Origin of the sequence: Paenibacillus sp. 8b26 (assembly GCF_050626875.1) — a bacterium.
Taxonomy (GTDB): domain Bacteria; phylum Bacillota; class Bacilli; order Paenibacillales; family Paenibacillaceae; genus Paenibacillus.
Map to the genome: position 1 here is coordinate 5,567,377 of NZ_CP192445.1, position 23,077 is coordinate 5,590,453.

Below are 23,077 nucleotides of genomic sequence, written 5' to 3' on the forward strand. Positions count from 1 at the left end.
AAAATCGGAACAAAACAAAACCTTGATGGAGCTAAGGAAGGCTCTCTCAAGGTTTTAGTTTTACCCGATATTACAATTGCTCGCGGTGGATCACTCTGAATTCCTTGGGCGACATGCCGAAGCGGGAGCGAAATACGCGGTGAAAATACGTATAGTTTGCAAAACCGGACGATTCGGCTGCCTGTTCCAAAGACATGGGGCTGAAAATAATGCGCTCCCTCGCCATGTTGAGCCTGATATCCAGTGTGTACTGCATAATACTCGTATTAAATGTTTCCTTGAACAGATGCACAGCTCTGGATACGCTGATGCCGATGTGTGAGGACACGTCATCTAGCTTAAAATTGGAAGAAGCATTTTCTTCAATATAATTTTTAATTTGATAAGCGAGATAATTATGGTGGGTGGAAGCCGGATGCTCGGACAACATACGGTCAAACTCCAGGCAAAGAATGCGCATGTAATAGCTCGATATTTCCGGATAAGGATTAGAAATACGCCGCTGCTCCATCACAAGCTGCCGAAATAGGCCAAGCAGTGCTTCGGTAAGCTGGACCTTGATGCGGTTGGGTCGTTTGTGATGGTGCCACCACTCATCTATCCAGGAGCCTCCAAAAAAAATGTGGTAATCTCCGCTCTCCACGACCTGTTCCCCCATGGGATTTAACTCACTGTGAATGTCCAGCTCATAAGGCTCGGTAGGATTGAACAGCAGCAGGTCACCCGCCTCAATCCGTGTCATTTCCCCGTTAATGCGGGCCTGGCAGCGTCCGTCTGTTTGTAGACGAAACAAATAATTTTTGATCCCTTCAGGTTGGTTCGAATAAAAGGGCTTACGATGGAAGGAATAGCCTGCGGTAAGAACCTGACAAGGCTCGACGATAGACATGATGATGACTCCTTTGGGCATATGGCTGCTTCAAATATTGACCAGATTGTTCATGTTTTAATCATATTATTCATTTTAAACGAAACGGAAATAGAATACTATTGTGTCTGTAAGGCTTATAGCAGAATACAGAACATGTTGGAGGCCAGGGGGGTGTGACGACGTGGAACGAATGAAGGCCGGGATTATCGGTTGCGGTAACATTAGCGCGGTATATCTTGAAAATCTCCAAAACAGTCCGCTTATCGAAGTGGTGGCCGTGGCTGATTTATTGGAGGACAGGGCCAAAGCGAGGGCCAATGAATTTAACATTGAAAACGCATACAAGGTAGATGAATTGCTTCGCCAGCCTGAGATTGAGCTTGTATTTAATCTGACCGTGCCTGGCAGCCATGCACTGACGGATATGACGATACTGGAGGCAGGCAAACATGTGTACAGTGAAAAGCCTTTGGCGGTTTCCTTGGAGGATGGCAAACGTGTTCTGGATCTAGCCAAGGCAAAAAACCTGCGTGTCGGCTGTGCCCCGGATACATTTCTTGGGGCGGGTATTCAGACTGCACGCCATGCCATACAAAACGGAATGATTGGGCAGCCCGTAGCCGCTACTGCCTTTTTTATGGGTAGAGGCCCCGAGTGGTGGCATGCTGATCCGGAATTTTTCTATGCCGCTGGAGGCGGTCCGATGTTTGACATGGGACCTTACTATTTGACGTCGCTGATCCATGTGCTGGGTCCGATCCGGCGAATCAGCAGTTCAGTGGGCATTCAGATTCCTGATCGTCACATACATTCTGGTCCCAAAAGCGGCACACCGCTGCGGGTGCAGACACCAACGCATTTGGCCGGAACGATGGATTTCCATAACGGACCCATTGTAACACTCATTACCAGCTTTGACATTCAGGGGGCGTTAGATCTGCCACGTATTGAAATTTATGGTACGGAAGGAACCTTAAGCCTGCCTGATCCGAACTTTTTTAACGGAGATGTCAAGCTTCGCCGATCTGGAGAGGAAACCGAAGAGCTCGTGGAACCTTTATTTGAGTGTGGGAAGAACGAACGCGGAATAGGTGCGGGTGAGATGGTGAGAGCCATTCGAAGTGAAAAGAACCACCGTGCTAACGTGGAACTGGCCTATCATGTATTAGAGGCTATGCATGCTTTTCAGCGCTCCTCATTGGAAGGTAAGCATATTACGTTGGAAAGTACATTTGAGCCAGATGAAAATTTGTATCATGGAACAGACATAATGGTTCATCCATCCTAAATGAAGAGGTGAAGGGTAATGGCTAAAGTAGGATTGCAATTGTACACAGTAAGGCAAGACCTTGAACAGGATTTTGAAGGTACGTTGCGCAAGGTAGCTGAGCTGGGCTATAAAGGGGTTGAATTTCATGCCTTTTTCGGGCGCAGTGCCAAGGATGTAAAAGCACTTTTGGATGAGCTAGGTTTGGAAGTTGTCGGAACCCATGTTCAATATACCCGTCTGTTGGACCATTTGGATGAGGAGATCGCTTATCACAAAGAATTAGGGAATAAGTACCTGATCGTTCCTTACTTAACCGAGGAGCAGCGCCAGTGGGATGAGCTTTTTGCCGACCTGAACCGAATTGGTGAAAAAGTTAAGGAACAGGGCTTGGTATTGGCTTACCATAATCATGATTTTGAACTGACGGAAAAAATCGGTGATCGTCCGGTTTTTGATGCGTTATATGATGCGGTTTCGGCTGATTTGTTGCAGGTCGAAATGGATACTTGTTGGGTATACTACGGAGGCTATGATCCTGTGGAATACATCGGACGTTATCGTGGACGCCTGCCTATCATTCACTTAAAGGATATGGCACGTGACGAGCACCATAAAGCAGTTACCGTAGAGCTTGGCAAAGGAGAAGTGCAGCTTCAGGCCATTACAGACGCCGCTATTGAGGCAGGCGTGGATTGGGTTGTTGTGGAACAGGATTTCAGCTCAAATCCTCCAATCGAAAGCATTGAAACCAGCTTTAAGTGGCTCCAACAATACGCAGCTCAGGGAGGAAATATTCATGTCTAAAACACTCAAAATCGGAATTATTGGTTGTGGGGGGATTGCCAACGGAAAGCATTTGCCTAGTCTTGCCAAGCAAAAACGTGCAGAGATCGTCGCTTTCTGTGACATTATTCAAGAACGGGCTGAGGAAGCGGCAGAAAAATTTGGTGTTGAAGGTTCACAAGTTTATAGCGATTATCGGAAGCTGCTTGAAAATAAAGATATTGAAGTCGTACATGTATGTACACCCAACGACTCGCACTCGGAAATTACGGTAGCTGCGCTTGAGGCAGGTAAGCATGTGCTGTGCGAAAAGCCGATGGCCAAAACCGCCGAGCAGGCTAGGGAAATGCTGGATGCCGCAAAGCGTACAGGTAAAAAGCTGTCCATTGCGTATCAAAACCGTTATCGTAACGACAGCCTGTATCTGAAGCAATTGGTCGAGCAGGGAGAGCTTGGCGAGATTTACCTGGGCAAAGCCATTGCTCTGCGTCGCCGCGCGGTTCCGACGTGGGGAGTGTTTTTGGATGAAGAGAAGCAGGGCGGCGGTCCGCTGATTGATATCGGGACGCATGCGCTCGACCTGACCCTCTGGCTGATGGATAATTACAAGCCTAAAAGCGTGCTGGGCTCTACCTTCAATAAACTTGGAGATCGTAAAAACGCGGCAAATGCCTTTGGTCCGTGGAACCCTGAGGAATTTAAGGTGGAGGATTCTGCTTTCGGATTTATTACCATGCAAAATGGAGCCACTATTGTGCTGGAATCCAGTTGGGCACTGAACGTTGTAGAATTTGGCGAAGCGAAGACGCTGTTATGCGGAACTGAGGGCGGAGCCGATATGCAGGATGGTCTGCGTATTAACGGGGAGAAGAATAGTCGCTTGTTTGATACGAAAATTGATCTGGACGCGGGCGGTGTAGCCTTTTACTCTGGAGAAACGGAAAACGAAGCGGATCGCGAAGCCCGTCTGTGGATCGAAGCCATTCTGGACGATAAAGAGCCGCTTGTGAAGCCCGAACAGGCGTTGGTGGTTACTGAAATTTTGGAAGCTATCTATGAATCGGCTCGTACAGGAAAAGCTGTCTATTTCGATTAAGATTAAGCCCGTAAACATCCGAATAGGCCATCATTATAAGATAAGCAGCTTCTTTCACATATGATACAGGGAGGGATTACGTTTGAAACTTGGAGTATTTATGGTATTGTTCGGCGGACGTTCATTGGAAGAGGCTCTGGACTATGTAGCATCCCAAGGACTGGATGCAGTAGAAATCGGCACAGGCGGTAACCCGGGCGATAAGCACTGCAAGCCGGATGAACTGCTGGACAACGAAACAGCGCTCAAAAACTTCAAAAAAGCAGTAGAGTCCCGTGGACTGACCATTAGTGCACTCAGTTGTCATGGCAACCCGCTCCATCCGCAAAAGCATTTGGCACAGGCCGATCACGAGGCGTTTCTTAAAACGGTTCGTTTGGCAGAAAAGCTGGAAGTTCCCGTTGTGAACACCTTTTCCGGCTGTCCGGGTGATCATGAGGATGCGAAGTACCCGAACTGGCCTGTTGCGCCGTGGCCGAATGATTTTCAGGAAGTGCTGAAATGGCAATGGGAAAATAAAATTATCCCTTACTGGACCGAAGCTGGAAAATTTGCAGCGGATCATCATGTCAAAATCGGGCTGGAGTTGCACGGTGGCTTCTCCGTTCATACGCCAGCAACCTTGCTTCGTCTGCGTGAAGCTGTGGGAGAAGTCATTGGTGCCAATCTTGATCCAAGTCACATGTGGTGGCAGGGGATTGATCCGGTACAGGCGGTTCAAATTTTGGGCCGGGAGAGAGCCATTCATCATTTCCATGCCAAGGATACGACGATTGACCCGATTAATGTGAATAAATACGGTTTGACCGATATGCAGGATTACTCGAATATGCTGGATCGTGCTTGGCAGTTCCGTACTGTCGGCTATGGACATGATATCAAAACATGGGCGGATATAATTAGTGCTCTTCGCCTGGTGGGTTACGATTATGTAGTGAGTATTGAGCACGAGGATGGTCTGATGTCCGTCGAGGAAGGCTTTACTAAAGCCGTTCACAATCTTCGCCAGGTCCTTATTGAAGAACCGCTGAGCGAGATGTGGTGGGTCTAACCTAATAGGGGGAAGTATTGATGATTAACGTCACCATTTGGAATGAATTTTTGAACGAGAAGCTGAATGATGAAGCCAAACAGGTATATCCTGATGGGATACACAAGGCATTGGCTGATGGGCTGTCAGGCGAAGGGTTCGCCATTCGAACGGCTACGTTGCGTGATGATGCCCAGCATGGTTTAGGAGAAGAAATCCTGAATTCCACAGATGTGCTGCTGTGGTGGGGGCATAAAGCACATGATCAGGTGAGTGATGAAATTACAGCCCGTGTTGTAAAGCGGGTACAGGAAGGCATGGGCTTGATCGTGCTCCACTCTGGACATTTTTCCAAGCCGTTCAAAGCCCTGATGGGCACAAGCTGTGATCTGAAATGGAGAGTGGCAGGCGAACAGGAAATTATTTGGTCCGTCAATCCGTCCCACCCTATTGCGGAGGGCATTGACGCTAAAATTCTGTTGGAGCACGAAGAGATGTACGGTGAGTTTTTTGATATCCCGGCGCCGGATGAATTGGTTTTTGTTAGTAATTTTGAAGGTGGAGAGGTGTTCAGAACCGGTTGTACTTTCCGTCGTGGCAGTGGTAAAATATTTTATTTCCGACCGGGTCATGAAACGTATCCAACCTATTACCAGCCCGATATTCTGAAGGTTATTGCTAACAGTATTCGTTGGGCTTATCCTACAAGCATTGTTCAACCAGTTTTTGGTAAAAGCCAACCTGTCAGACCTCTCGGTGGTGTATTGGTATAATTTCCATTTATTGGTTAAAATAAACTTGATATTGAACAGACTGACAGGCGGAAATCTCTTGAGATTCCGCCTGTTTTTGATTTAACGTATTTGCCATATACCTCTTATGCCGGTTTATTGTATAATCAGCTTTGGTCATGGCAACTTTATCGGACTGGGTATTAAATTAAGAAGAAAGTGTTTTCTTTCGGGATAAAGTATGCTAAAATGATATATACTAACAAAAGGAAAGCTTTATCAAACCGAAATGCTAAAGAAGGTGAAAAATATGGAGGGTCAACCGCAACTTGCGAAAATGTGTCCGCGTTTTGAAAGTGCCTTTTCATGTCTGGGTAAGCGCTGGAACGGACTGATTATTCAATCTATGATGAGCGGTCCCAAGCGTTTTAAGGATATTTCCAATCTGATTCCCACAATGAGCGATAAAATGCTGTCTGAGCGGATGAAGGATCTGGAGAATGAAGGGATTCTTACACGTCATGTATACCCGGAAACTCCTGTCCGCATTGAATATGAGCTGACGACCAAAGGCCGTGCACTTCAGCCGGTCATGGAACAGATTCAATATTGGGCTGAGGAATGGATTAGATGAGTATCAAGCCGAATAAACGTTTTTCATAGTAAAACAGCCTTTTCCTAGGAAAAAGGCTGTTTTTTTATTTTGTAATTCTTAATAGCCTTTGGCGCGGCCTGCGATTGAAAATAATCCGGTTGCAGTACGACGGGGGACACGGGTTTGAATATCAAGCGCTGCCGTACGGAACGTACCGAGGCAGGAATGGCAAAGTCTTCCCGCATAAATCGGGGAATGGCAAGACTCGCAAGGATAATCAAGCTGGCTATAGGTGGAGGGAAACTTGCCTGCTCTTACCCAGTCTGTGAGCAAATCCATAGGTGTGCCGGTTGCTTCACTAAGCTGGCGAGTATGAGTAGCGGGATGTTTCCACAAATAGTTGGAACAGCGATCATAAAATAAATTTTCTTCTTGGATACAGGTATTGCACAGGTTTCTAAGATTTTGCCGGAAAACGGAACCACACTTTGGGCAATTAGCAGTATGTATCTCCATAGAAACCAGTCCTTTATATCGATTTATAGTGAATATTTAAAATTTATTAGTTATATATTACTATGACTTTATACCTATATCAATCTTTATTTAAGGAAGAGACGTTTTATAGGTATATGTTAAAGTCTGAATTGACATAACCTTGTTACTTATGTATTATTACTTACATAAAGTTACTTGTTGAGAAAAATAAATTTAAAAAAAGATAAGGGGATTTTCACATGATGCCATCTTTGTTTTTAGCCCACGGATCACCTATGCTTGCTATTGAACAGACAGAATATACTGCTTTTCTGGAGCAGCTTGGAAAGAGTATTCGCCCGAAAGCTATTGTTATCTTCACTGCCCATTGGGAGACGCAGACATTGACAATTAGTTCGATAGACGGCATTTACGATACGATTTATGATTTTGGCGGTTTCCCACCGGAGCTGTATGCAGTGAAATATCCGGCTCATGGTTCGGTGGAGCTGGCGGCCAAGTTGAAAGAATTATATGAGCAAAAGGGCATTGATGTACAAACAGATGGGGCGCGAGGGCTGGATCATGGGTCCTGGACACTTCTGCATCGTATGTATCCTGAGGCGGATATCCCGGTAGTTCAGATTTCTGTGAATCCGTTTCTATCGCCGAAAGCACAATATGCTATCGGAGAAGTGTTGCGCGGGCTAGGTGAACAGGATATTTTGGTCATTGGGAGTGGTGTAACTGTCCATAATCTGCGCATCGTCAAATGGGGAGAAACGAAAACAGAGCCTTGGGCTCTTGATTTTGATGACTGGATTATTGAAAAGGTACAGAATGGAGATGTGCAGGCCTTGGACCGCTATGAAAGTGAAGCCCCGTATGCTCGTCAGGCGGTACCGAGGGCTGAACATTTTGTACCGTTGTTTATTGCCATGGGGAGTGGAGATCCGGCGAATAGAGCCAAGGTTGTCCACAGAAGCTATGAGATGGGGAATTTAAGTTATCTGTGCTTCCAGTTCTAAAAGTGTGGAAAAGAATGTTGGCGGGATGTTAGGCGCTTCACGATCCATTTGATCTTACGATCGCTGTTGCCGCGGGATTCTTTTGGGTTGTATAAGGCATTTAGAGGTGAGAATCCCGCTGCAAAGGCGAACGCTTCGCTTCTTCAGATTCAAATGGATTGATCCGCTGCTGCCCGCCATTTAGGTGGAGTGGGAGTATAAAATTAAGAGAGTGTTCTGTAAGCCATACAGTTTACAGAACACTCTCTTTTACATAAAATAAAACAAATAATTTAAATTCGGCAAATCTCACGCGGGCACAGTTCACAATGACATATGCCTTGCAGCATTTCCAAATCCTTGACAACGATCATGCCATTATCATATTCGACTGCATTTTTTTTACGCAAATCACTCAGCATCCGGTTTACACTTTCACGGGTGGCACCGATCATATTGGACAGGTCGGTATGAGTAATTTTTTTATGAATAAGAATATGCTCGCCGTGAGGCTCTCCGTAGGTGTTGCACAGACGGATCAGTGTGGAGCACAGAGCACCGGGCTTGCCGTACATCATCAAATCGCGAAACTTGGTCTGGGTAATACGGTGGTGGGACCCCATCCATTTCATAAAGTCAATGGCAAAATCACAGTGCTGGCAAATGAGCAGCTCCAAATCCGTGTGATCGACAACACCGATATCACTGTCCTCCAGAACTTCGGCAGAAAAGGAGTGCTTGGTACCGAAAAATGGATCAGCTTGACCAATCAGATCGCCGCTTTGGTACATATATAGTATAAGTTCCTTACCCTCATCCGTTGTTTTTGTTACTTTTACGCGTCCGCGCTTGATATAAAACAGCTTATCCGCTGTATCTCCTTCCCAGAATAGATGCGAGCTTTCTGGCATGACCCGATCTTTCATCATCACTTGCAGCCGGTTGAAGCTGGCCTCCGAGAAGCAACAGGTGTTGCCGCGGGCTTCCATTACGTTTGCAGGGTTTCTCATCGTCCATTTCCCCTTTGTTTCCTTTGTTTTTTATCTGCAACTTGATCAATTCAAATTCATTATATACCTGTGCTATGAGTTTTTGGGGCAAGAAGAGGGGGTAAAAGTGGCAGAATTCCAAACTTTGTGATTTAATTCACTTCATAAAATAAAATTTTAAATATATTGTGAAAAAAATCACAATATATCTTGAAAAGCTGTGTTACGATCAGTGCGTGAACAAGAGATAGTACACGAGATAACAGGAGGATGAGGGAAATGGCTGTTAAAAACGAGGTTATCCAAAAAGAGCAAAGCGCTGAGCAGTATATTCAAACGCTGATTGACCGGGGGAACCGGGCACAGCAGGCTTTCATGAGTATGAATCAGGAGCAGATTGACGAAATCGTACAAGCTATGGCACTCGCAGGGATGGATAAGCACATGCATCTGGCAAAGCTGGCTGTTGAAGAAACAGGACGCGGCGTGTACGAGGACAAAATCACCAAAAACATGTTTGCGACAGAATATGTCTATCATAGTATCAAAAATGAAAAAACCGTCGGTGTCATTGAAGATAATGACTTTGACAGTTTTCAAAAAATAGCAGAACCCGTCGGCATCATTATGGGGATCACTCCAGTGACTAATCCGACTTCAACTACAATGTTCAAAGCGTTGATTGCTATTAAAACACGTAACCCGATCATTTTCGGTTTCCATCCATCCGCTCAATCGTGTAGTGCGGAAGCAGCTCGCGTCTTGCTTGAAGCAGCCGTCAAACATGGTGCTCCGGCCGATTGTATTCAATGGATTGAAGCTCCATCGATGGATAAGACAAATTCACTTATGAATCACCCGGATGTGGCGCTGATTCTGGCAACTGGTGGATCAGGCATGGTTAAGGCGGCGTATAGCTGCGGTAAACCGGCTCTGGGTGTAGGCCCAGGTAACGTGCCTTGCTTTATTGAAAAAACAGCAGACATCAAGCAGGCCGTGAATGACCTCATCCTCTCCAAATCTTTTGATAACGGTATGATCTGTGCTTCCGAGCAAGCGGTTATTATCGAAGAGCCAATCTTCGAACAAGTGAAAAAATTGATGATCGCTAACGGTTGCTACTTTGTAAATAAAGAAGAAGCAGCTAAGCTCACTCAAGGAGCTATGAATGTCGAGAAATGTGCAGTGAACCCAGCTATCGTCGGACAGTCTGCTGTGAAAATTGCTGAAATGAGTGGTATCACAGTACCAGCAGGAACTAAAATTTTGGTCGCTGAGATTGAAGGAGTAGGAACAAAATTCCCATTGTCTGCGGAAAAATTGAGTCCTGTATTGGCTTGCTATAAAGTAAAAAATGCTGAACAAGGTATTCAACGCGCTGCTGAAGTCGTGGAATTCGGGGGCATGGGCCACTCGTCCGCTATTCATTCGAACGATGAGGACGTTATCGCCCGGTTCGCAAACCGTTTGCAAACAGGCCGTATTATTGTAAATGCACCTTCCACACATGGTGCGATCGGTGACATCTACAACACCAACCTTCCATCGCTGACACTCGGTTGTGGTTCGTACGGACGTAACTCGACTTCGTCGAACGTATCGGCAGTCAACTTGATTAATGTGAAAAGGGTGGCGAAACGTACGGTGAATATGCAATGGTTCAAAGTACCTTCCAAAATTTATTTTGAAAAAAATTCGACTCAGTATCTTGCTAAAATGCCTGATATCACACGTGTAGCCATTATCACAGACCCTATGATGGTGAAACTCGGATATGTGGATCGTGTCATCCATTATTTACACCAGCGCCAAACACCAGTAGCTATCGAAGTGTTCTCGGAAGTAGAGCCAGATCCATCGACAGTTACGGTAGAACGTGGTACTGAAATGATGAGACGTTTCCAACCGGATTGCATTATTGCATTGGGCGGCGGTTCGCCGATGGATGCGGCTAAAGGCATGTGGATGTTCTATGAATACCCAGATACTGATTTCAACAACTTAAAACAAAAATTTATGGATATCCGCAAACGGATTTACAAGTACCCACGTCTGGGTCAAAAAGCGCAATTTGTAGCCATTCCTACAACCTCGGGTACAGGTTCGGAAGTTACGTCGTTCGCAGTTATTACAGACAAAAATCAGGGCAACACGAAGTATCCGCTGGCTGACTATGAGCTGACTCCTGATGTGGCAATTATTGACCCTGAATTTGTATATTCGCTTCCTAAAACGGCTGTAGCGGATACAGGTATGGACGTTCTGACACATGCCATTGAGGCTTACGTGTCTGTAATGGCTAGTGACTACACAGACGGTCTGGCGATTAAAGCCATTCAACTGGTATTCCAATACCTGGAGCAATCGGCTCTGACTGGCGACAAGTTGGCTCGTGAAAAAATGCATAATGCTTCCACACTGGCAGGGATGGCGTTTGCCAATGCATTCCTGGGTATTAACCACAGTCTTGCGCACAAATGGGGTGGACAATACCACACAGCGCACGGTCGCACAAATGCCATTTTGTTACCACACGTCATTCGCTATAATGCGAAAAAACCGACAAAATTCGTTTCGTTCCCTAAATATTCGCACTTTGTTGCGGATGAGCGTTATGCAGAAATTGCACGCATACTGGGACTGCCTGCCCGTACGACTGAAGAAGGGGTTAATAGCCTGATTGAAGCGATCCGCAAGCTGAACAAAACACTCGGTATCGAGGAATCGTTCCAGCAAATCGGCTTCGATGCGAAGGATTTTGAATCGCGTGTAGATTATCTGGCTGACCGCGCTTTTGAGGATCAATGTACAACTGCGAATCCGAAGCTGCCGCTGGTTACCGAATTGGCTGATGTATACCGCGACGCCTTCTACGGACGTTTTGACCAATAATATATAGGTACGAAGAGGCTTGTGACTAAGCATTTTCCCGTTCAATACCAACGCAGGCTCTCTATATAGAGGGCCTGCGTTGGTTTGGGAAGGGAGGTGAACGGCAAGGATACAGGTACGGGCGTAATCGCTAGGGAAAATAAAGTGATAAATGTCACCCATATTGTGATTTTTGTCACATACTACACTCTATCATTATTCTACAATAAGGGTGTAAGAAAGGTCCCGACACTGAGCGTAAGGCATCGGTGAAAAGGCCGGGCTCGAGACACTATTTTAATGTGAAAAAAATCACAAGTCCGGAAGACCAAACAATTTGGAGGGATTTACATGTCGGTGATTGAGAGAGAATTACAAGAGCAACAATCTGGCTGGAGAGGTTTCAAAAAAGGTAAATGGACTAAAGAAGTCAACGTCAACGATTTTATTGAAACCAATATCTTACCTTATGTCGGCAACGAAGAATTTCTGGTTGGTCCTACTGCCAACACAACTGCACTGTGGGATATTGTATCCGATCTTACCAAAAAAGAGCTGGCAAACGGCGGCGTGCTTGATGTAGACGTGAATACGCCATCCACCATTATTTCACATAAGCCGGGCTATCTAGACCGGGATAAAGAACAAGTTGTCGGTGTACAAACAGACGCTCCATTCAAACGCTCCTTGCAGCCGTTTGGTGGAATCCGGATGATGATCGACGCTTGCAAAGCCTATGGCTTTGAAGTACCGCAAAGCATTGTTGATATCTTCACTCATATTCGTAAAACGCATAATCAGGGTGTATTCGACGCTTATACTGATGATATGAGAGCAGCTCGTAAAGCGGGTATTATCACTGGTTTGCCGGATGCATATGGTCGTGGACGCATTATCGGTGACTACCGTCGTGTAGCATTGTACGGTGCAAACTTCCTGATAAAAGACAAAAAGACTCAACTGAAAAGTCTTGAAGTGGATTCAATGGAAGAAGACGTAATTCGTCTGCGTGAAGAAATTTCCGAGCAAATTCGCGCTTTGAACGAGCTGAAACAAATGGCTGCTGAGCATGGTTTCGACATCTCAAAGCCTGCTAACAACGCGAAAGAAGCTTTCCAATGGGTGTATTTTGGCTATCTTGCAGCGATCAAAGAACAAAATGGTGCAGCAATGTCCTTGGGACGTGTATCTTCCTTCCTTGATATTTATACTCAACGGGATATGGAAGAAGGCGCAATGACAGAAGAGCAAGCACAAGAATTGGTCGATCATTTTGTTATGAAACTGCGTATTGTTAAATTCCTGCGCACACCTGACTATAATGAACTGTTCAGCGGAGACCCAACATGGGTAACTGAATCCATTGGCGGTATGTCCATTACTGGAGAAACTCGGGTTACTAAAAACAGCTTCCGTTTCTTGCACACCCTGTACAATTTGGGACCTGCACCAGAGCCAAACCTAACTGTACTGTGGTCAGAAAAATTGCCTGAAGGTTTCAAAAAATATTGTGCCAAAGTTTCTATTGAAACTAGCTCCATTCAGTATGAAAATGATGATCTGATGCGTCCGATTTATGGCGATGACTATGGTATTGCTTGTTGTGTATCGGCAATGAAAATCGGTAAACAAATGCAATTCTTTGGTGCCCGTGCCAACTTGGCTAAAGCTTTGTTGTATGCCATCAACGGTGGTGTGGATGAAAAATCAGGTGCTCAAGTGGGTCCTGAATATCCTGCAATTACAGGTGAAGTGTTGGATTACGAGGAAGTGCTGAGCCGCTTCAAGCCAATGATGGAATGGTTGGCAAAACTGTACATGAACACTTTGAACGTTATTCACTACATGCATGACAAGTACAGCTACGAACGGATTGAAATGGCATTGCATGACCGTGATATTGTCCGTACGATGGCTTGTGGTATTGCTGGTCTGTCCGTTGCTGCCGATTCCCTGAGCGCCATTAAACATGCGAAGGTTAAACCGATCCGTAACGAAAAAGGCATCGCCATTGACTTTGAAATTGAAGGGGAATACCCTTGCTACGGTAATAACGATGATCGTGTAGATAACATCGCAGTAGAACTGGTAGAGTCCTTCATGGGTATGATCCGCAAGCACAAAGCTTACCGGAATGCGATTCCTACTCAATCTGTGCTGACCATTACTTCCAACGTGGTGTACGGTAAGAAAACAGGTACAACACCGGATGGACGTAAAGCTGGCGAACCGTTTGCACCAGGTGCGAACCCAATGCACGGACGCGACAAAAAAGGTGCTTTGGCTTCCCTTAGCTCCGTAGCTAAGTTGCCTTACGAGCACAGTCTGGATGGTATCTCGAATACCTTCTCCATCGTGCCTAAAGCCCTGGGTAAAGAAGAAGAAACACGCAAAACGAATCTCGTTTCCATGATGGATGGCTACTTTGGAAGCCATGCGCATCATCTGAACGTCAACGTGTTTGCTCGTGAACAATTGCTGGATGCGATGGATCACCCAGAAAACTATCCACAGCTTACAATTCGTGTATCGGGTTATGCCGTTAACTTTATCAAGCTGACTCGTGAACAACAGCTGGATGTTATTAACCGTACTTTCCACGGTACAATGTAACAAAGCCTTACGTATCATATATTACAACGACGCACGCATAGCGGATGCGGGAAGGAAGATGCAACATGCTGAAAGGTCACATACACTCATTGGAAACCTTCGGGACCGTAGATGGTCCCGGCATCCGCTTCGTGCTTTTTATGCAAGGATGCTTGTTAAAATGTCAATATTGCCACAACCCGGACACTTGGGCTTTAAATGAAGGCAATCCAATGACACTGAAGGAGGTATTGGCTGAAATTGAGCCATATTTAGCCTACTACCGTTCTTCTGGAGGCGGATTGACCGTATCCGGTGGAGAACCGACATTGCAAGCTCATTTTGTAGCAGAGCTGTTCAAAGAAGTGAAGCAACGCTGGAATTTGCACACGACGCTGGACAGTAACGGTTTTAATGACGCAGGCCGTATCCAAGAACTGCTGGACGTAACGGACTTGGTGTTGCTGGATATTAAGCATATTGACAACGACAAGCATATTAAGCTTACAGGCAAGTCCAACGATCGTATGCTAAGTACGGCACGCTGGTTGTCTGAACAAGGGCGCAAGATGTGGATTAGACACGTATTTGTACCGGGTATTCATGATGACGAGCAGGATCTGCTGAATTTGGGTCGGTTTATAGGAACGTTGAACGGAGTCGAAAAGTTCGAAATTTTACCTTACCACCAAATGGGGGTATACAAGTGGGAAATGCTCGGCAAGGCGTATCCGCTGGAAGGGGTTCCGTCCCCTACAGATGAAGAGGTTCAACGGGCTTACCGTCTCATTGAAGAGGGCCGTCTGGAGACCGCAGGGACAAATGCCGTCGGCCGTCCGTCATAATATTGAATGGCCTTTAAAATATTTTCTGGTTATGAAGCCGCCGTCCCATCAGGTCAGATGGGCGGCGGTTTTTTGTTGTAGAATTTCTTGCAGCCACAGGAGAAAGTTCCCTTTTTTTCATGTTCAGCAAAATTCCCAGCAACTTTTGGGTAGCAGCCGCGTCTAATAGTATGACTTTTTACGGGAATGATAATAATTTGGTAATAGAAGGAGACAGAGAATGAATTTCAAGAAATGGACCATGCTCACCGCGCTTGCGGTAGCCCAGGTGGCCGCAGTAGCCCCTGTAGGAGCAGAAGCAATATCCACTGTTCAATCCACCGATTCGGTTAGCGGACAGCAGGCTCAGGCCAATGTCACAGATTCCGGCGTTCAGAATAGCATCGGGGGACAAGATAGCACTGGAACACCAAATGACACGGTGACACCTGATAACACAGGCGTATCCAATGATCCGTTGTCCGGCTTGCCGACGGATACAACCAACGGATCGAACGTATCCAATGATGTATACGGTGGAGACGGAACGATCACCAACCCTGGTGGTTCTCCAACATCCATGAGTGCAAATCAACTGATTTTGTATTTGAACAGCGCAAAAATGGAACAAAACGGACAGGTGTACACGGCGACTCAGCCGATGACAGTCAAGGACGGCGTTTCTTATGTAGCTATCCGTTCGCTGGTCAGCCGCGTCGGATTACAGTTTAGTTATGACACTGCTACCAAGGAAACTGTTATCACCCAAGGTACAAACGTGCTGCGCTTCAAGACTGACAGCAAGGTTTACACGGTTAACGGTGAAGCTAGACAAATGAAGGGGCCGGCATTCCAGCAAAAGAACGTATTTATGGTGCCATTGACGTCTATTACACAGGCCTTAAATATTCCTTATACTGTAAATAATACGACAAAACAGGTTATTATGGATTTGAATCAAAAGCCTAAAGCTTCCTTCACGGTTCAGCAAAAAGATATCTATGCGGGCGAAACTCAGGTTACGTATTTGACGAAGGAATCTTCTCCTACAGGTCTTCCAATTGTGAATCAACGTTGGGAAGGCAAGCAGGACGTATTTCAGGAGCCAGGTACATATGTAGTTACCTATTCCGTTCTTGACTCCGCAGGGAACTGGAGTGATCCATACTCAGTTACGATTACGGTAAGACCGCCGAATCAGCCGCCAGTGGCTCTGTTTACAACAGATAAAAAAGAATACAAAATGGGTGAAAAAATCACGATTACGGATCTGAGTACGGATGATGAAAATGCGATCACCAAACGTGATTGGGTGAATAAGAAACTGGCATTTTTCGAACCGGGTGATGTGACCATTACGCTGACTGTGACTGATAAGCATGGTGCAACAGGTACTGTAAGCGAAACGATTAAAATTACGAATGAATTGCTGTACAACGAAGATGATTTTAACAAAATCTTCACGCCTTATGGTGATAAATACAGTGTGGACGGCAGTCAGGTGCCTACCATGGCTACTATACCTTTGACCAGTACATCTTCACCACGTCTTCTGATCCGTGCTAACAGCCCGGAACGTGTATTCCAGGATGGTATTGTGTATCAGGAAATGGGATCAGGCAGCACGCGTGTACTCGTCCATCATGTGAATGAAACGGGCCGAGATGTGAAAATGTACGTAATCGCGACAAACAATAATATTACAGCTGCTAATATGAACGTCGAAAATTCCGGTTTTGCCGGACCATCTGAGTTTGCAACCGCTGCGGGTAAAATTTCGATCCAACGGTACTTTCAATCTATGCAGGATGGAAGCAAACGCTCTAGCACAGTCCTGAATCCGGGCGAAAGCCGCGTTATTTTACAGGATTTGAGCGCGCAAAAAATTAAGCAAAAACAGGTTATTTCTCTCTTGTCTGACCTGTATACAGATCAACCGATCCAATACACAGTTATTGTGCTAGATGCAAATGTAGATCCACTGACTGTAATGCCTACCTTGGCAAAACTGCCGAAGGATGGAATTCATAACCGCGGAACATACGCTAATTCCGATATCTCGCTTGAATATACAGAAGAGGTTGGTAAAACAGCTCAGCGCATCGTTCTTGGCGACAATAAAGTAGACCCGAACCTGCTTGGTTCAGACGGTCTGGACGGTTCTTCTTCCTCCAATGCGGGTAATTTTGGTGTTGTGTATAAGGTTAAACTGGATCGCGTAGCGCCGTATTCCCTGATTACATTTAATCCGCGTGGTGGTGAATACTCTGGCTATGCTATGGTGAATAATCAGGTCGTGGGTATCCCGACGAACGGCTCCGTGTGGGCTCCGAATGAGATGAGTGTACTGTATCGTACAGGTCATATCGAGGAAAGTGTAGAGATGTATTTCACTGCTGCGGCGGGTAGTAACTTGCCAGTTTCCGTGGTAGTTATGCCATTACCAGCTATTAAAAATTAATATGAATATCCGGTTTTGTTTATCGGCTTAGACCGAAAGGGTCTCATCATTCACCGTTTAAAGTCAGATCACTTACAGAATAAAGGCGTTCTCCTGCTGCGGATTCGGTTCCAGTACAGGAGAACGTTTTTTCTTTATCAAGAGCGCGAATATCTCTTATAACTTTGACTTTAATCGTGGTATAATAAGTAGATGCAAGCCTAAGCCTGCATCAGATAACCTGAAACTACAGGCAGGGGAGGGTGAAACGCATGCTGACAAAGGATGAGATTATCGCAACAATGTCCACTCAGGGGCTGCGTATTACGGATCAGCGCAAGACGCTGGCCACGTTATTTTCCGAGAATGAAGGGTATCTGTCCCCCAAAGACGTTTATGAATATATGGGTAAAAAATACAGTGGACTCAGCTTTGACACCGTTTACCGTAATTTGCGTGTGATGCAGGAATTGGGTGTGCTGGAGCAGGTATCTTTTGAGGATGGAATGAAGTTCAAGGTGAGCTGCAATGAGCATCATCACCACCACCATATGATTTGCTTGAGTTGTCAGAAAACATTACCGATCTCTTTCTGCCCGATGCAGATGACAGATACGACAGATCAGTTCCAAATCGTCGAGCACAAGTTTGAAATTTTCGGCTATTGCAAGGAATGCCAGGAAAAGAACGGGCACGTAGAAGCCAATTCTAAAGGGGGATATAAACAGGCGAGCGGTCACACTCACAGCCACGGAGGCTACTGAAATGAAGATTACCATACGAAGAGTGGTTCAAGCTCCGATTAAGTTATACCGATCCTATATTTCACCATTAAAGCCACCGACCTGCCGCTTCTATCCGACGTGCTCACAGTACGCGCTGGAGGCGGTGGAGGTGCATGGAGCACTCAAAGGCTCCTGGCTGGCCGCCAAACGTATAGCGAAGTGTCATCCCTTTCATCCAGGCGGTGTAGACCTGGTGCCTCCTGCTAAAAAGAGATCTGACGAAGATCGTTTTGCTGATCGTGCCGGGAAGGGCTTGACTTGACATTGCTATGCGCGTTTGGTTATATTTTGGATAATAATGTTTTCCTGCGAAGGGATGAGTAGGGTCAACCGTCCAGTACAGAGAGCCGGGGTTAGCTGCAAACCGGTCTGGAACGAAGCCTGAATATGGTCCTGGAGGAACCTTTTTCGAGCGTGTTTGCCACCAGTTCAATGGTTATAGGGCGAACGACCGTAAGGGAGAGGCGTGATCCAGCGTTAATGGGCGGTCAGAGTGACCGGTGAAGCCTGTAGTCTGCGAGGATACGGGAAATTTGGGTGGTAACGCGTGAGGTGACTCTCGTCCCATAGGGGCGAGGGTCTTTTTTGTGCCCAATTAGTGTGAAAAGCATGAATTGGAGTACCAAATTCAAGGGAGCATGTCTTATTTCGCTGCCGTGAACAAAACAGGAGGCAATACACATGTCCAATGAGAAAACATTTTACATCACGACACCGATTTATTATCCAAGCGACAAGCTACATATCGGTCATGCGTACACTACGGTAGCCGGAGATGCAATGGCCCGCTACAAACGGCTGCGCGGCTACGAGGTGCGCTATTTGACGGGAACGGATGAGCATGGTCAGAAGATTGAGCAAAAGGCGAGTGCGGCTGGCAAAACACCACAGCGTTTTGTTGACGATATTGTGGCAGGGATTCAGGATTTATGGCGGAAGCTCGACATTTCCAATGACGATTTTATCCGCACAACGGAAGAGCGTCACAAGAGTGTAGTACAGGAAATTTTTGATCGTTTGCTCAAGCAAGGGGACATTTACAAAGGCGAATATGAAGGCTGGTATAGCATTCCTGACGAGACTTACTACACAGAAACTCAACTGGTTGACGTGGTGAAGGATGCGGAAGGCAATGTAGCTGGAGGTAAAAGCCCGGACAGCGGACACCCTGTAGAACTGGTCAAGGAAGAGTGTTACTTTTTCCGTATGAGTAAGTATGCTGATCGTTTGCTGCATTTTTATGAGGAGAACCCGCAGTTTATCCAGCCGGAATCCCGTAAAAAAGAGATGATTAACAACTTCATCAAGCCGGGGCTGGAGGATTTGGCTGTATCCCGTACAACCTTTGACTGGGGCGTTAAGGTGAAGGGTGATCCGAAGCATGTCGTATACGTGTGGATTGATGCGCTCTCCAACTACATTACAGCTCTGGGCTATGGTTCCTCCAATACCGAGCTGTACGATAAATTTTGGCCTGCCAATGTGCATATCGTAGGGAAGGAAATTGTACGATTTCATACGATTTACTGGCCAATCATGCTGATGGCGCTGGATCTCCCGTTGCCTAAAAAAGTATTTGCACACGGCTGGTTACTTATGAAGGACGGTAAAATGTCCAAGTCCAAAGGTAACGTCGTAGACCCTGTAACGCTGATTGACCGTTATGGTCTGGATCAACTTCGTTACTACTTGCTGCGTGAGGTGCCTTTTGGTGCGGATGGAACTTTTACACCGGAAAGTTTTGTGGATCGGGTCAATTCTGATTTGGCGAATGATCTGGGTAATTTGTTGAATCGTACCGTAGCGATGGTAGACAAATATTTTGAAGGCAAGGTTCCGGCTTATGAAGCGAAAGTAACAGCATTCGACGGGGCTTTGGAAGAAATGGCAACAGCGACTTACAGTAAAGTGGAAGAAGCGATGGAAAACATGGAGTTTTCCGTGGCGTTGACGGCGATTAGTCAATTTATTAGCCGCAGCAACAAGTATATTGACGAAACACAACCATGGAACCTGGCCAAGGATGAGAACAAGCGCCGTGAGCTGGCATCCGTTATGGTGCATCTGGTAGAAAGCCTGCGCATTGCGTCTATTTTGCTCCAACCGTTCTTGACCCGTGCTCCGCATAAAATTTGGGAGCAACTGGGCATCAAGGAAGGCGAACTGACTGCATGGGACAGCGGCAAGCAGTTTGGTCGCATGCCGGAAGGAACGCAACTGGTCAAAGGCAATCCCATCTTCCCGCGTCTGGATTCAGAGCAGGAGGTTGCTTTCATCGTGGAAGCGATGACGGGCGGCAAGAAGGCGGAGGAAGCTACTGCGCAGGTTCAACCGCAGAATGCGGCGAAGACGGGCCAAGAAGCGCCAGAGGCGAAGGAAGAGATTGGTATTGAGGACTTTGCCAAGGTAGAACTGCGCGTCGCTCAGGTTATCGCCTGTGAGCCTGTGAAGAAGGCCGATAAGTTGTTGAAGCTTCAGCTTGATCTTGGTTATGAACAACGTCAGGTGGTATCGGGCATTGCCAAGTTCTATACGCCGGAGGACATGGTTGGACGCAAGGTGATTTGTGTGACCAATCTCAAGCCTGTGAAGCTGCGCGGGGAACTTTCTCAAGGAATGATTTTGGCAGCATCGCACGGAGATCAGCTTACGCTAGCTACAGTACCGGAAAGCATGCCTAACGGCGCGATTGTAAAATAAATAAAGCTCGTCATGAGCGTATGTCTTTCGGCTTGTATGCCGGGGCATACGCTTTTTGGGTTGCAACATATTTGGATGCTTCCTCACGTATGTTTTAGTAATAGGGCTTGTATGCTCGTGTTTACTTAAGACAGACGGGAGGACGTCATGATGACGGATGTTAACGCCGGGCTGGCGATCATAGCGGGACTGGTTTCTTTTTTCTCACCTTGCTGCTTACCACTATACCCCTCTTATTTATCTTATATGACGGGAATGTCGGCACGTGAACTGGCCGAAGGGCGGCATAAGGCTGAGGTACGTTATCGTACGATGGGACATACCCTAGCTTTTGTGCTGGGCTTTTCCGTAGTATTCTATTCCTTGGGTGCAAGTGTAGGGTTGCTTGGAGAATGGTTTGGCAATTATAAGGATACGCTAAGGGTAGTTGCGGGGCTATTGATCTTGGTGATGGGGCTGGTATCACTTGGCGTAGTGCAGCCTTTGATTTTGATGAGGGAGCATAAGTTTCGCTGGACATGGAAGCCTGCCGGTTACGCCGGTTCCTTTGTGATCGGAATCGGGTTTGCGGCAGGCTGGTCTCCCTGTATCGGTCCCATGCTGACAGCTATTATTGCTTTGGCGGCAGTAGAGCATCATACCTGGTTCAAGCTGGTCACAGGCTACGCGCTTGGTTTTGCGATTCCATTTTTTGCATTGGCTTTACTGGCCGGCTCTGTTCGTCTATCCTCACGTTACACGTCAATTATTGTAAAAATAGGCGGTATACTGCTGATCATCACCGGAATTTTACTAGTAACAGATCATATGACGGATGTAACGCTGTATTTACAGCGGATAGCGCCGAATTGGATGCTGGTTATGTGAAATATTCAATACGACTTAATGGAAAATGTTCAAAAATGCGCTCTGTGATAAATTCTCGCAGTGCGTTTTGCTGTTCATCGGGATAAACGTATTTGTTCTGTCCCCAACGGCCCCATTTTTTCTTACGTTTCTCCATGTCCATTTCCAGCTTGGTTTTTGGATAACGCTTCTCGATCACAGCCTTGGACGTTTTGGTAAAACGGTGCTGGATCAATTCGAACGTCAGATCATTTGTGGCATCCTGAGGCAAGGTTTCACTCAATTTGCGCAGCAGTTCGCCATATCCTTCTTCCCAGCCGTCATACCAGATGATCGGCGCAATAATAAAACCTAGCGGATAACCGGCTCGGGCGATTTTACCTGCCGCTTCAATGCGTTCCTCGAAGCGCGAAGTCGCAGGTTCAAACTGTTTAATAACATAATCGGAATTAATGCTAAACCGGATGCGGGTATGACCATTATGCTGAATATCCAGTAGCGGATCGACATGATGATATTTGGTAACAAAACGCAGGCGACCAAATTCTTCATCTGCCATAAAACGAATCAATTCTCCGAGCGATCCGGTGATATGCTCCAAACCGACCGGATCGGAGGTACAGGCTGCTTCAAAACGAGTAATTTCAGGCGCACGTTCCTCGATATAGCCTTTAGCTGCCGATAAGATATCATCGGTATTGACATAGACGCGTATATACGGCTTTGCCCCTAATGTCGTTTGCAGATAACAATAGTGGCAGTGTCCCATACATCCGGTCGAAATGGGAATGGCGTATTCAGCAGAGGGCTTGGACTGGTCGAAAGTTAGCGTTTTGCGAATACCGACGACCAACGTCTTTTTCGCCATTCGATACTTTTCAACTTCGGTTTCGCCCGGTAAATTGGTAATTCGGTTATGGGATGTGGTCATACGATACGGAATGTCTTTGACTTTTACCCAATCCATAATACGCTGACCCTTGGGATAATTCAGTGCGTCCGGCTCGAAGAATACCAGATCAGGCACGAACGGTTTGGTTCCTTTGGTTTTGACAGGAGTACGCTCAAGCGTGGACATGGGTAACGCTCCTTTCAGGAATAAAATCCCCAGTAGTAGCTCAGTTGTCCAACTTTACTCATGCCGTAGGTAAACGATACAGGGACGCTATT

The 23,077-nt window shown here is 46.3% G+C and carries 19 protein-coding genes; 15 read left to right on the forward strand and 4 right to left on the reverse strand.

Features of this window, described 5'->3' with window-relative positions; all coding sequences use genetic code 11:
- Window positions 1-70: 70 nt before the first annotated feature.
- A complete protein-coding gene (locus ACQ4MX_RS25825; protein ID WP_431088076.1) occupies window positions 71-889 on the reverse strand; it encodes an AraC family transcriptional regulator in 819 nt (272 codons plus the stop codon).
- 163 nt (window positions 890-1,052) lie between these two features.
- On the opposite strand from ACQ4MX_RS25825, the gene ACQ4MX_RS25830 reads away from it, so the two are divergent.
- The 6 genes from ACQ4MX_RS25830 to ACQ4MX_RS25855 all read left to right on the forward strand — a co-directional run bounded on the left by ACQ4MX_RS25830 (window position 1,053) and on the right by ACQ4MX_RS25855 (window position 6,415).
- Window positions 1,053-2,159, forward strand: a complete 1,107-nt coding sequence (locus ACQ4MX_RS25830; RefSeq protein ID WP_431088078.1) for a Gfo/Idh/MocA family protein — start codon at window positions 1,053-1,055, stop codon at window positions 2,157-2,159.
- A gap of 18 nt (window positions 2,160-2,177) precedes the next feature.
- Window positions 2,178-2,945: a sugar phosphate isomerase/epimerase family protein gene (locus ACQ4MX_RS25835; RefSeq protein ID WP_431088080.1), complete on the forward strand. Its 768-nt coding sequence runs from the start codon at window positions 2,178-2,180 to the stop codon at window positions 2,943-2,945.
- Window positions 2,938-4,020, forward strand: a complete 1,083-nt coding sequence (locus ACQ4MX_RS25840) for a Gfo/Idh/MocA family protein (RefSeq protein WP_431088082.1) — start codon at window positions 2,938-2,940, stop codon at window positions 4,018-4,020. The genes ACQ4MX_RS25835 and ACQ4MX_RS25840 overlap by 8 nt, the downstream gene beginning before the upstream one ends.
- A gap of 82 nt (window positions 4,021-4,102) precedes the next feature.
- Window positions 4,103-5,071, forward strand: coding sequence for a sugar phosphate isomerase/epimerase family protein (locus ACQ4MX_RS25845; RefSeq protein ID WP_431088084.1), 969 nt, complete (start codon window positions 4,103-4,105; stop codon window positions 5,069-5,071).
- A 20-nt stretch (window positions 5,072-5,091) separates the two neighbouring features.
- On the forward strand, window positions 5,092-5,823 hold the full coding sequence (locus ACQ4MX_RS25850) for a ThuA domain-containing protein (protein ID WP_431088085.1): 732 nt from the start codon (window positions 5,092-5,094) through the stop codon (window positions 5,821-5,823).
- Between the two features lie 268 nt (window positions 5,824-6,091).
- Window positions 6,092-6,415: a winged helix-turn-helix transcriptional regulator gene (locus ACQ4MX_RS25855; RefSeq protein ID WP_134913689.1), complete on the forward strand. Its 324-nt coding sequence runs from the start codon at window positions 6,092-6,094 to the stop codon at window positions 6,413-6,415.
- A gap of 78 nt (window positions 6,416-6,493) precedes the next feature.
- Here ACQ4MX_RS25855 and ACQ4MX_RS25860 read toward each other — a convergent pair whose 3' ends face one another.
- Window positions 6,494-6,772, reverse strand: coding sequence for a hypothetical protein (locus ACQ4MX_RS25860; protein WP_431088088.1), 279 nt, complete (start codon window positions 6,770-6,772; stop codon window positions 6,494-6,496).
- Window positions 6,773-7,113: 341 nt separating this feature from the next.
- Here ACQ4MX_RS25860 and ACQ4MX_RS25865 point away from each other — a divergent pair, with 341 nt between their 5' ends.
- Window positions 7,114-7,881, forward strand: a complete 768-nt coding sequence (locus ACQ4MX_RS25865) for a DODA-type extradiol aromatic ring-opening family dioxygenase (protein ID WP_431088089.1) — start codon at window positions 7,114-7,116, stop codon at window positions 7,879-7,881.
- A 272-nt stretch (window positions 7,882-8,153) separates the two neighbouring features.
- Here ACQ4MX_RS25865 and ACQ4MX_RS25870 read toward each other — a convergent pair whose 3' ends face one another.
- Window positions 8,154-8,870 (reverse strand): Crp/Fnr family transcriptional regulator, encoded by a 717-nt coding sequence (locus ACQ4MX_RS25870; RefSeq protein ID WP_134913695.1) that lies wholly within the window; start codon window positions 8,868-8,870, stop codon window positions 8,154-8,156.
- A gap of 258 nt (window positions 8,871-9,128) precedes the next feature.
- On the opposite strand from ACQ4MX_RS25870, the gene adhE reads away from it, so the two are divergent.
- The 8 genes from adhE (at window position 9,129) to ACQ4MX_RS25910 (ending at window position 21,928) form a co-directional block, all read left to right on the forward strand.
- Window positions 9,129-11,741, forward strand: a complete 2,613-nt coding sequence (gene adhE / locus ACQ4MX_RS25875) for a bifunctional acetaldehyde-CoA/alcohol dehydrogenase (protein WP_431088091.1) — start codon at window positions 9,129-9,131, stop codon at window positions 11,739-11,741.
- A 330-nt stretch (window positions 11,742-12,071) separates the two neighbouring features.
- Complete coding sequence (pflB, locus tag ACQ4MX_RS25880) at window positions 12,072-14,333, forward strand: formate C-acetyltransferase (protein ID WP_431088093.1); 2,262 nt, start codon at window positions 12,072-12,074, stop codon at window positions 14,331-14,333.
- A 65-nt stretch (window positions 14,334-14,398) separates the two neighbouring features.
- Window positions 14,399-15,157, forward strand: coding sequence for a pyruvate formate-lyase-activating protein (pflA, locus tag ACQ4MX_RS25885; protein ID WP_431088095.1), 759 nt, complete (start codon window positions 14,399-14,401; stop codon window positions 15,155-15,157).
- 220 nt (window positions 15,158-15,377) lie between these two features.
- Window positions 15,378-17,597, forward strand: coding sequence for a stalk domain-containing protein (locus tag ACQ4MX_RS25890; protein WP_431088096.1), 2,220 nt, complete (start codon window positions 15,378-15,380; stop codon window positions 17,595-17,597).
- A 251-nt stretch (window positions 17,598-17,848) separates the two neighbouring features.
- A complete protein-coding gene (locus ACQ4MX_RS25895; protein WP_431088098.1) occupies window positions 17,849-18,340 on the forward strand; it encodes a Fur family transcriptional regulator in 492 nt (163 codons plus the stop codon).
- A gap of 1 nt (window position 18,341) precedes the next feature.
- Window positions 18,342-18,623 carry a membrane protein insertion efficiency factor YidD gene (gene yidD, locus ACQ4MX_RS25900; protein WP_431088100.1) on the forward strand — a complete coding sequence of 94 codons (282 nt, stop codon included), beginning with the start codon at window positions 18,342-18,344 and terminating at the stop codon, window positions 18,621-18,623.
- A gap of 419 nt (window positions 18,624-19,042) precedes the next feature.
- Window positions 19,043-21,061 carry a methionine--tRNA ligase gene (metG, locus tag ACQ4MX_RS25905; protein WP_431088102.1) on the forward strand — a complete coding sequence of 673 codons (2,019 nt, stop codon included), beginning with the start codon at window positions 19,043-19,045 and terminating at the stop codon, window positions 21,059-21,061.
- Window positions 21,062-21,211: 150 nt separating this feature from the next.
- Window positions 21,212-21,928, forward strand: coding sequence for a cytochrome c biogenesis CcdA family protein (locus ACQ4MX_RS25910; protein WP_431091416.1), 717 nt, complete (start codon window positions 21,212-21,214; stop codon window positions 21,926-21,928).
- On the opposite strand, the gene splB is transcribed toward ACQ4MX_RS25910, so the two are convergent.
- Window positions 21,921-22,985 carry a spore photoproduct lyase gene (gene splB, locus ACQ4MX_RS25915; protein ID WP_431088104.1) on the reverse strand — a complete coding sequence of 355 codons (1,065 nt, stop codon included), beginning with the start codon at window positions 22,983-22,985 and terminating at the stop codon, window positions 21,921-21,923. The genes ACQ4MX_RS25910 and splB overlap by 8 nt on opposite strands.
- Between the last annotated feature and the right edge of the window lie 92 nt (window positions 22,986-23,077).